The sequence below is a fragment of the Pacificibacter marinus genome (assembly GCF_018860665.1).
Classification (GTDB): domain Bacteria; phylum Pseudomonadota; class Alphaproteobacteria; order Rhodobacterales; family Rhodobacteraceae; genus Celeribacter; species Celeribacter marinus_A.
In genome coordinates this window covers 1-9,823 of the sequence record NZ_JAHKPK010000063.1, presented here as the reverse complement: position 1 = coordinate 9,823, position 9,823 = coordinate 1, and the positions used below count along the sequence as shown (strand labels likewise).

10 protein-coding genes are annotated in these 9,823 nt (G+C 52.1%); 3 read left to right on the top strand and 7 right to left on the bottom strand.

Annotation, left to right across the window (positions count from 1 at the left end; all coding sequences use genetic code 11):
• From KO497_RS17765 to KO497_RS17755, 3 genes are all read right to left on the bottom strand, one after another.
• A partial coding sequence (locus KO497_RS17765; RefSeq protein ID WP_215945306.1) for a lysophospholipid acyltransferase family protein occupies positions 1-666 on the bottom strand: 666 nt, incomplete at its 3' end.
• Complete coding sequence (locus tag KO497_RS17760; protein ID WP_215945305.1) at positions 666-1,562, bottom strand: cell division protein FtsX; 897 nt, start codon at positions 1,560-1,562, stop codon at positions 666-668. The genes KO497_RS17765 and KO497_RS17760, both read right to left, overlap by 1 nt.
• A complete protein-coding gene (locus tag KO497_RS17755) occupies positions 1,562-2,233 on the bottom strand; it encodes a cell division ATP-binding protein FtsE (protein WP_215945304.1) in 672 nt (223 codons plus the stop codon). The genes KO497_RS17760 and KO497_RS17755 overlap by 1 nt, the downstream gene beginning before the upstream one ends.
• 155 nt (positions 2,234-2,388) lie before the next feature.
• Here KO497_RS17755 and KO497_RS17750 point away from each other — a divergent pair, with 155 nt between their 5' ends.
• Positions 2,389-3,333, top strand: coding sequence for a zinc-ribbon domain-containing protein (locus KO497_RS17750; protein WP_215945303.1), 945 nt, complete (start codon positions 2,389-2,391; stop codon positions 3,331-3,333).
• Between the two features lie 14 nt (positions 3,334-3,347).
• Here the strand turns inward: KO497_RS17750 and KO497_RS17745 are convergent, their stop codons facing one another.
• From KO497_RS17745 to argH, 4 genes are all read right to left on the bottom strand, one after another.
• Positions 3,348-5,789: a DUF4175 domain-containing protein gene (locus KO497_RS17745; RefSeq protein WP_215945302.1), complete on the bottom strand. Its 2,442-nt coding sequence runs from the start codon at positions 5,787-5,789 to the stop codon at positions 3,348-3,350.
• Between the two features lie 47 nt (positions 5,790-5,836).
• Positions 5,837-7,102, bottom strand: coding sequence for a diaminopimelate decarboxylase (gene lysA / locus KO497_RS17740; protein WP_215945301.1), 1,266 nt, complete (start codon positions 7,100-7,102; stop codon positions 5,837-5,839).
• A gap of 122 nt (positions 7,103-7,224) precedes the next feature.
• Positions 7,225-7,395: an argininosuccinate lyase gene (locus tag KO497_RS17735; RefSeq protein ID WP_215945308.1), complete on the bottom strand. Its 171-nt coding sequence runs from the start codon at positions 7,393-7,395 to the stop codon at positions 7,225-7,227.
• On the bottom strand, positions 7,392-8,783 hold the full coding sequence (gene argH / locus KO497_RS17730) for an argininosuccinate lyase (protein ID WP_215945300.1): 1,392 nt from the start codon (positions 8,781-8,783) through the stop codon (positions 7,392-7,394). Before argH ends, KO497_RS17735 begins: the two co-directional genes overlap by 4 nt.
• Before the next feature lie 105 nt (positions 8,784-8,888).
• On the opposite strand from argH, the gene KO497_RS17725 reads away from it, so the two are divergent.
• Positions 8,889-9,383, top strand: a complete 495-nt coding sequence (locus KO497_RS17725; RefSeq protein WP_252729776.1) for a TlpA disulfide reductase family protein — start codon at positions 8,889-8,891, stop codon at positions 9,381-9,383.
• A gap of 308 nt (positions 9,384-9,691) precedes the next feature.
• Positions 9,692-9,823, top strand: a 132-nt coding sequence (locus tag KO497_RS17720) for a transposase (protein ID WP_215945307.1), incomplete at its 3' end; no start/stop codon positions are given.

The window sequence follows — 9,823 nt, the reverse complement described above, 5'->3', positions numbered from 1 at the left end:
ACAGTTCATAAAGACCTTCAATCCACGCCCAGCCTCAATGCGTGGCAAAAATTCGACAACAGCAGTTCCGCGACCACGGTAGATCCCTTGGCGTTTCCAAAACACGCCGACATTGGTGGCAGCAGGCACGACATCTTGGCCCAACTCTTTGTACAACACACCTGTTCCGACTTTAAACTCGGCCTTAACACCAGGCGCAATGCGCGTGCCTTGTGGAAAAATAATCAACTGACCGGGGCGAATATTGCCCGCTTTGACATCTGCCACCATTTTTTTGATTGCCTGCCCGCGTTTGCCTCGATCCACACCAATACAGCCACAACGCTCGGCGTAAAAGTTCACAATTGGCATTTTTTCCAAAGACTTTTTCATGATGAATTTTGGACGCGGCAAAGCGGACACGATCAAAATGATGTCAAAGAAACTTTGATGTTTGGACGCGACGATAACTTCGTCTGTCGGCACCTCGCCGCGCACTTCGGATTTCAACCCGCAAATGGTATGGGCGCTCAACCGCACCCAATGGCACCACAGATGAATCGCAATAAAAGCGAACTTGCGATCAAAAATAGCCAGAGGCGTAAAGATCAGACCAATGATGGCCATCGCCAGATACATCTGAAAGATAAAGATCAGGGACAAGACCCATTGGATCGCATAAAACATTACATCAGCCTTTTTAATGTTTGTTTTGCCGCAAATTGTGTCGCGCCATAGGCCACACATGCTGCAAAAGGCGGGATAACAAAAGGCCAAAACCATTCATACCCTCGGAATCCCAACCCTGTTAAGAACCCACCCGTGGTTTGCGCATCAGGCAACAAGGCGATGGCGACAGTGCCCAGAAACGCGCCGAACAGCGCGCCGCTAAAACCGCGAAACGTAAATTGGCGCACGAATGCTGAAGCAATATAGGCATCTTTGGCACCGACCAAACGCAGCACGCGGATCACCTGCCCGTTCGCCGCCAGTGCCGCGTTCGCTGCCAAAGTGATCATCGCAGCTGTAACACCGCCAATCAAAATCAAACTCACGACACCAAGCAAACGTAAACGATTGGCCGCCGTGATCAGCGGTTTGCGCCAGCGGGTGTGATCATCAAGCACAGCCCCCGGTGCCTCACCTGCAAGGCGCAATCGCAAGCTTTCCGAATCGTAACCTTCGGCTGTCTCTTTCACATCGATCAGAACCGGTAAAGGCAGACTGTCCAAAGGCAAACTCGGACCGAACCAAGGCTCTAACAAGGCGCGTTGTTCGTCGGCATCCAAGGCCCGCGCTTCACGCACGCCTGGTGTTGTCTCTAACACGGCCAAAGCCGCTTTCGTTTGTGCCTCAACCTGTGCAATCGGGGCCGAAATACGCACAGTCGATGATTGCGCCAATTCACCGGCCCAACGATCCGCCAATCGCCCTGTCGCCAAGGACAACGTCAAAGCAAATACGGCCAAAAATGCCATAGCCGCCGATGTCAAAATCGTCAGCTGCGCGGTGAACCCAGACGGCGGCACAATGCGGTCTTGTACGGTTTTATCAATTTTCAAAAAGGGCAAAAGAAAAGACATTACAAATCCACCCCCGCTTGCTGAATGCGTCGATTGGCGATGCGCAATACACGCGCTTGGACTTGCGATTTAGCTTGTCTGATCAGATGCATATCATGGGTGGCGATGATGACCGTTTTGCCCATTTTGTTCAACTCAACCAACAGCTGCAGCAATCTTAGGGACATCTCCCAATCGACGTTTCCTGTTGGCTCATCCGCGATAATCACCTCTGGCGACATAATCACAGCGCGCGCCAAGGCCGCACGTTGACGTTCGCCGCCAGACAATTCGGCAGGCAATGCATCTGCGCGCTCGGACAGACCAACCCATGCCAGCAACTCATTCAAGTTCGTCTCATCACGCGACTTGCCTGCGACAAGCAATGGCAGCGCGACATTTTCAGAAACGCTCAGATGATCCAAAAATTTGCAATCTTGATGCACCACGCCAATATTGCGACGCAGCCCTGCAACGTCGTCACGCGCAATATTACGCGTATCTTTGCCCAAAAGCTGGACCCTGCCAGCTGTGGCCTGCAACTCGCAATAGCATAATTTTAGAAAAGTGGTTTTACCCGCCCCAGACGGTCCAGTCAGAAAATGAAATGATCCCGGCGCTAGAGACAAGGAAATTTCGGTTAATAGATCCTGACCACCATATCCGTAGGCAACATTGTTAAACTCAATCACACTTCGCCCCTATCCATCGGTCGCGACAGTTTTGCCTCACAGATGGGTGCGTTTCAATCCAACTGTTGCAAAAACATGGACAATCGGCAATCCAACGTTAATAATTTAGGAAAACAAAGCAGTTACACCACACAAAACCGGTGGCAGAGGAAAATATGCGGCTTATTTGTCCCAATTGCGGCGCTCAATACGAAGTTGACGCAAAAGTTATCCCAAGCTCTGGACGCGATGTTCAGTGCTCCAATTGTGGTCACACATGGTTTCAGCGCTCCGCAGAAGTCGATTCGGATCTCGCCCAAGAGATGGGGTTCGAGCTCACGTCGGATGATGCGGCGACAGACAATCCCGTTGAAACAATGCCAGACGACCAACCTGCCCCTGTCGAACCAGATTTCGGCGATGACGACGATGTAGAGTTTAGTGATGACATCGCTTCCGCAGTCAGCGCCGCTGCCAATCTCGACATTCAAGACTCTGCTGACAAAGACCAAACAGACACGCCAAAGCCAGACGTTGCTCAAGCTGCACCGGTTCAACGGTCTGCCGTGTCCGAAAGTGTACGCGACATTCTGCGTGCCGAAGTTGCCTACGATCAAAACGTAAGACAGCCACAACCAGATGCATTGGAAACCCAGACGGAACTTGGTCTTGATGAGGCTCCGTCACCAGAACAAAAACAGGGGTTACGCGAACGCATGGCCCGTCTGCGCGGGTTAAACCCAGCGGATATCACAAGGGCCGCGTCAGGATCAGGCAAACGCCGCGATCTTCTTCCAGACATTGAAGAAATAAACTCCACACTGAGCGCGTCTTCTGAACGCGATGTGGATGGCACCGTTTTGAACGACGAAACACGCAAAGAGCGCGCACGTCGCACAAGTTTTCGCACGACGTTTTTGATCTTGGTTTTCGTCGTTATTCTCTTGGTGCTGCTCTACACTTTAGCACCGATCTTGGCGCAAAAAGTACCAACTCTTGAGGGCATTCTGAACACCTATGTGACTGGAGCGAACGCTTTTCGCACTTGGCTAGATTCAATTCTTTCCTCAACAAGCGAGCGTTTGAATGCTCTATTGGGTCAATTGAACGGCACAGCTTAGTCAAGCACCGTCTGTTAGAACCGATCAAGTAGACGTTTTAAGTACTCTAATTCTTCATCTGCCCGTTCCCTTTGGGCTGAGCGTCGCCGAATTTCATCCAACAACTCTTCTGCTTGTGCGTATACGTCATCTTGATCAGGCGCACCCGCCCCGTCACTGCCAACACCTGCCCCCTGATTGCCGCCATCACTGCGCCCAAGCGGATCACGCCCATTTTGCTGCCCAGACTGGGCCTGAGCACTCTGCCCATCTTGGGGATCGCCAGAGTGGCGCATCTGTTCATTCAAACGTTTCAGCCCATTGCGCAGCGCTTCCATTGCGCGCGCCTGATTGTCCAATGCACCCGCATAGTCTTCATTGCGCAAAGCCTCTTCCGCGTCTTCCATCGACCTCTCAGCACGCTCCAACTCAGAGGCCGCCCCGTCACCTTGCGCTGACGCCTCTGGCGGTAACTTCCGTCCCTGCTGCTGCGCCTGACCGCGCAGGGTTTGCTGGCGATCCGCCAACGCGCCCGCATTGTCATCAGAAGGGCTTTGTTCGGACGAGTCGCCATCTGTTCCGAATTGTTCTTGTAGATCAGAAAACGTCTCATCATTTAAATCTTGCTGTTCGCGCAGCATATCTTCCAAATCTTCTATCGCTTGCGCCCCTGCCCCTTGGCCTCGCGACACCTGCATATTTTCAAGCATCTCGTTGAGCATTTCCATCAACTGCTGTGCTTCGGCCATGCGCCCCTGCTCCATCAGCTCTTGGATACGGTCCATCAAGTCTTGCAGTTGGTCGGCTGTCACATCAAAGGACTCGCCATCTTGTGCTTCATCTTGATCCTGCGCTTTGCTTTGCTGCTCTGCGCGTTGGCGAATGTAATCTTGCGTGGCATCACGTAAATCTTGCATCAGCTTTGCAATTTCATCAGGTGTCGCACCGTCACGCATCGCTTGGGCTAGGCGTTCTTGTGCGCGTCGCAAACGTTCAAGCGCTTCAGACAGTTCCCCATCCTCAAGCTCGACTGCAATCGTCCAAAGGCGTTCTGTGATAGAGTCCCAAACCTCATCAGACATGGTCGCCCCCTGTGCCTCGATCATCCCTGCGACGGAGCGTAGATTTAAAAACAGAGCATGATCACCGCCAAAGGAATCGTCCTGTGCATAACTGACAGCACGAATGACTTGCGCCGATCTCGCAGCATTCATCCGGCTCCACAGTAATTCTCGACGCACGTCGATCAAAGCGGCAGCAAGGGGATCAAAAAATTTACGCCCTGGCAAAATGGTTTGCATTTGTGTCGATACAGTTTCGTACCCAGACACGTCCCACGCTTTCAGGCGCGCTTGCACCGGCAAGCCAGAAAACGCGTGGCGCGATAGGTTCTCAGTGACAACCCCTTCAAAGTCTTGACGTTGCAAAGCACGTGGCACCGGTATGGACAGCACCACAGCTTGCCGTGGCTCAGGGTCCACACGATAGCCATATTGTGCCACGATGGAATTTTTATCCAACTCGATTTCTAGCTGCGCGCGGGCGATGCCGAAATCGTCTGACATCCGAAACGATTGGCGCAATTCACCAGACGGCGCACGCGTCATATCACCAATCAGTTCAGCGACAGGTGGCTGATCAGGCAAAAGCGCCACATTCCACAACCGCCCCGTATCGCCCTTGATCTCAATTTCACCTGTGTGCTCAAGCGTAAAGTCTTGGGCTAACGGCGTAACCTGATCACTTTCGTCAGAAACCGTTTGGCGCATCTGCAAGGCATCGGCGTCACCGTACAGGCGAATTGTCACTTTCGAATTTTGCGGCGCGGTAAAGCGTTCTGGCATATCGGCAAGGTACAGTGTCGGTTTTCCAGTGTGGGCCGGCGGTTCGATCCAGCCTTCCCAAGAGGGGCCAAGAGCTATGTCATTCGCAAGGCTTCCCCCCCCAAAGCGCAGAGAGCCCGATCCAAACAATAGCCCCATAATCAAAACCGTGATTGCCATCAAACGCAGCGCATAAGGGTCGCGCGCGGACAGGCGTAAATGAGGACCGATTGCGCGTGCAGCCCATGCCTGCTCTGCCATACGGGCTTGATGCGCTTGCCAAATGCCTTGCGTTTGCGCATTGTCATGGCCCGTGGCCGCAAGATCTTGCAGCGCCTGAAGTGGTCGATGTGGCAAAGCCCCGTCAACACGCGCACGCGCGTCCCGCATCGTTGGCATTTGAAACCGCTTCACACAGATACCGAATGACACGATAAGTGCCAGAGCAAGGCAGACCATTAAAATGGAAAAAACTAAGGCGCTAAGAACCGCGAATGCCCCAAACATTGCCGCCGCAAGGGTGCATGCAACCAGTACACCAAACCAAAGAAACGCTTGAACAAAGCGTTCAACGACAAGCCCCACAAACGTGAGACGCAGTGTGTGTTTGATGTGGCGCGTCAAGGCGCGCTCAGTTGGCGTTTGTGTGTCCATGACCTTTTGCCCGCATTCTCCTGACGCGGATCAAAATGATCCGCGCGTTAGAGCCATTCTGGGATCGTATCGCGATTTATCATTTCCTCATAGGTCGGACGCGCACGGATGACAGCGAATTGATCACCATTCACCAAAACTTCGGGAATAAGAGGACGCGAATTGTATTCGGACGCCATAACTGCGCCATAAGCCCCTGCAGACCGGAACGCGACCAGATCATCTGGCCCGAGCGCCGTCATCTCGCGCGCTTTGGCAAAGGTGTCGCCGGTCTCACAAACAGGGCCCACAATATCATAAGTGATTTTCTCAGCCCCAGCGCCTGCCTCAACAACAGGTACAATATCATGATGTGCATCGTACATGGAGGGACGGATCAAATCATTCATCGCAGCATCGATAATCAAAAAATCGCGCCCTTCGCCATGTTTGAGATAAATCACAGACGAGACCATCACGCCAGCATTGCCAGAAATCAAACGCCCAGGCTCAATCTCGATCTCGCACCCTAAATGACCAACGGTTTTGCGTATCACATCGCCGTATTCCATCGGCAAAGGCGGAGCATCGTTGGACCGCTCATAGGGAATACCAAGTCCGCCGCCCAAATCCAGACGACGAATATTGATGCCATCACTGCGCAAAACCTCGGTCAGCTCGGCCACCTTGGTAAACGCCAACTCAAATGGTTCAAGCTGCGTCAACTGTGATCCGATGTGCACATCGATGCCTGCAACATCAATACCTTCCATTTTCGCAGCGCGGGCATAGACCTCGCGTGCAGATTTGATCGGGATGCCAAATTTGTTTTCACTTTTACCTGTGGCGATTTTGGCATGGGTTTTGGCGTCAACATCAGGGTTCACACGGATGGCTATCGGGGCCTTTACGCCCATCGACATCGCGACCTCGTTCAATGCTTCAAGCTCGGGTTCGGATTCAACGTTGAATTGACGGATACCACCGGACAATGCTGTGCGCATTTCCTCGCGGGTTTTGCCAACCCCAGAAAAGACAATGCGTTCGCCCGGAACACCGGCGGCGCGCGCTTTTAGGTATTCCCCCATCGACACAACGTCGATTCCAGCGCCAAGATCACCAATCAATTTCAACACAGCAAGGTTGGAATTCGATTTCATCGCAAAACAAACAAGATGATCCATCCCGTGCAATGCTTCATCAAACAGCGTGAAATGACGCGTCAGCGTCGCTGTCGAATAACAATAAAACGGCGTTCCAACGGAAGCAGCAATATCACTCAAAGCGACATCTTCAGCGTGCAACACACCGTTGCGATATAGAAAGTGATCCATGGGCCGCGCCTTTCAAAGTAAAGTCGCGCTGGAGATACTGGAATTCCATGCGCAATGAAAGGGCTGTGAACATGCAAAAAGGCGCCCCTTTGGGACGCCCTGTCAATCCGTGATTATACGCCTTAGTTCGAACCGAAGACCAATCCAATGGACGTTGATGTGCTAACACCGCTATTTGAGTTCATGGACACCGTTGTGCCGCCGGTCACTTTTGGTGGCGTCGGCGTGCCGTCTGCACCGCAGGACGCCATGAGACCGCAAAACGCTAGAGCTATAAAAAAAAGTCGTATCATCCAAGAACCTCTTTCCAACGCGCAATTTGAGCACGCACCTGCGACGGTGCCGTGCCCCCATAGCTTGTCCGAGACGCCACTGAGTTTTCAACAGTTAACACTGTATACACACCTTCAGTAATAGCTGCATGGGCGGATTTCATCTCATCAAGGCTAAGATCCGGCAGATCGCAGCCCTTAGATTCAGCCAAAGCAACCAAAGCGCCGGTCACATGGTGAGCATCACGGAACGGCAATCCGGCCTCGCGCACCAACCAATCGGCCAAGTCCGTGGCAGTGGAAAACCCAGACGCTGCGGCTGCGCGCAGACTGTCCACATTTGCCGTCATATCCGACACCATGCCTGTCATTGCAGCCAATGCGAGCATCAAGTTGTCGGCTGCATCGAACACCTGCTCTTTGTCTTCTTGCATGTCTTTCGAATAAGCCAGCGGAAGACCCTTCATCACAGTGAACAAAGCCACCATAGCGCCCATGATGCGACCGACTTTGGCGCGAATCAACTCTGCTGCATCTGGGTTTTTCTTTTGCGGCATGATCGACGATCCGGTCGAGAAACGGTCAGACAAGGTCACAAAGCGGAATTGCGCAGACGACCAAATCACCAATTCTTCGGAAAAACGCGACAAATGCATGGCCGTAATAGAAGCACAGGACAAGAATTCCAGCGCAAAATCGCGGTCGGCGACAGCATCAAGCGAGTTGGCAGTCGGGCGATCAAACCCCAATGCTTCAGATGTCATATGGCGATCAATGGGGAAACCAGTGCCAGCCAAAGCGGCAGAACCAAGTGGGTTTTCGTTCATGCGTACACGCGCATCTTTGAAACGCGACACATCACGACCCAACATTTCCACATAGGCCATCATGTGATGACCCCATGTCACAGGTTGCGCGGTTTGCAGATGCGTAAACCCAGGCATAACCCAATCAGCACCAGCTTCAGCCTGACCAAGCAATGCTTTGATCAAAGCCTCTAACCCATCAATGCAGGCGTCCATTTGATCACGCGTCCACAGTTTAAAGTCTGTGGCGACTTGGTCATTGCGGGACCGCGCAGTGTGAAGGCGTCCTGCGGGTTCTCCAACAATTTCTTTCAGCCGAGATTCGACATTCATGTGAATGTCTTCAAGCGCCGTTGAAAACTCGAAAGTGCCGCTCTCTATTTCTGACAATACCGTGAGAAGCCCTTCACGAATGGTCTTGGCATCGGTATCAGTGATAATACCTTGTGCAGCAAGCATTGCGGCATGGGCGCGCGAGCCTGTAATATCTTGGAACGCCAAGCGTTTGTCGTAACCTATCGAAGCGTTGATGGCTTCCATGATTGCGTCTGGACCTGCGGCGAACCGCCCGCCCCACATCGCGTTGGATTTTTTGTCGGTCATGGACACACCCAAATGTTAAATAAGCTAATCGTTGCCCTCCTCTACACGGCCCTGAGCCTTACTGCAATTGCCGCACACGGCCTAGATATGTCCGATATTTCGCAAATGCGCGAAGGATCAATGCGAAAACTTGTTTTTCACTCAACCCCTAAAGAGGTGTCTCAGACCCCATTTACCACGCCAGACGGCACCGCTTTCACGCTGTCCGATTTTGAAGGTGAATATGTATTGTTAAATTTCTGGGCGACTTGGTGTGTGCCTTGTCGCAAAGAAATGCCCGATTTAGACAACCTGTCGAAGGTATTTTCCGACAAGGGTCTCAAAGTAGTCACGGTCGCGTCCGGCCATAACCCATTACCAGCCATAAATAAGTTTTATAGCGACGCGGCATTGGACAATCTGCCTATTTTACTTGATCCAAAAGGGGCATTTTCTCGTGACATGGATGTTCTGTTCTTGCCGATCACCGTTATTATCTCGCCCGAAGGCCAAGAAATTGCACGCCTAAAGGGGGATGCTGCATGGGCATCCCAAGAAGCAATTTCTCTTTTTAATGCTCTTCTCGAACTGTCAGGAAATGCGGCCAAATCGATCGATTGACAACACTGAATGGACATTCGCCAAATCAATTAGCTCTGAAATTCTTTCGGCGTGTTCCAAAATGCGCTTCAAGCACAAATCAATTTCTTTATGGAATTTGTCGAGCTGATCAATGACAGGCGTCAGTGAAACAGAATCTGCACCAAGTCGCCCCGCCTCAACACGACAGAGAACTCGAATTGAATCGAGCCCCGTTACAAGCTGACGCAAATCCTTTGATGCCCGCGCAAGTCCTAAGGTAATCCCCCCTAAAATTAGTGGTGTTCAAAAATAGAATTTTCTCGGCAAGATATCTGAGGAGATTTACGATGAAGAATGGACGATACAGCGACGCGCAGATCATGGCGGTGTTGAAGCAGGCGGAGGGCGGTGTTCCGGTTTCTGAGCTTTGCCGAGAGCATGGAATGAGCAGCGCAAGTTTTTATAAATGGCGGGCGAAG

Bases quoted from the DNA above. Each gene is read 5' to 3' on its own strand.
- KO497_RS17760 (WP_215945305.1), bottom strand. From the start codon at position 1,562: ATGTCTTTTCTTTTGCCCTTTTTGAAAATTGATAAAACCGTACAAGAC.
- KO497_RS17750 (WP_215945303.1), top strand. From the start codon at position 2,389: ATGCGGCTTATTTGTCCCAATTGCGGCGCTCAATACGAAGTTGACGCA.
- KO497_RS17745 (WP_215945302.1), bottom strand. From the start codon at position 5,789: ATGGACACACAAACGCCAACTGAGCGCGCCTTGACGCGCCACATCAAA.
- lysA (WP_215945301.1), bottom strand. From the start codon at position 7,102: ATGGATCACTTTCTATATCGCAACGGTGTGTTGCACGCTGAAGATGTC.
- KO497_RS17735 (WP_215945308.1), bottom strand. From the start codon at position 7,395: ATGATACGACTTTTTTTTATAGCTCTAGCGTTTTGCGGTCTCATGGCG.
- argH (WP_215945300.1), bottom strand. From the start codon at position 8,783: ATGACCGACAAAAAATCCAACGCGATGTGGGGCGGGCGGTTCGCCGCA.
- KO497_RS17725 (WP_252729776.1), top strand. From the start codon at position 8,889: ATGCGCGAAGGATCAATGCGAAAACTTGTTTTTCACTCAACCCCTAAA.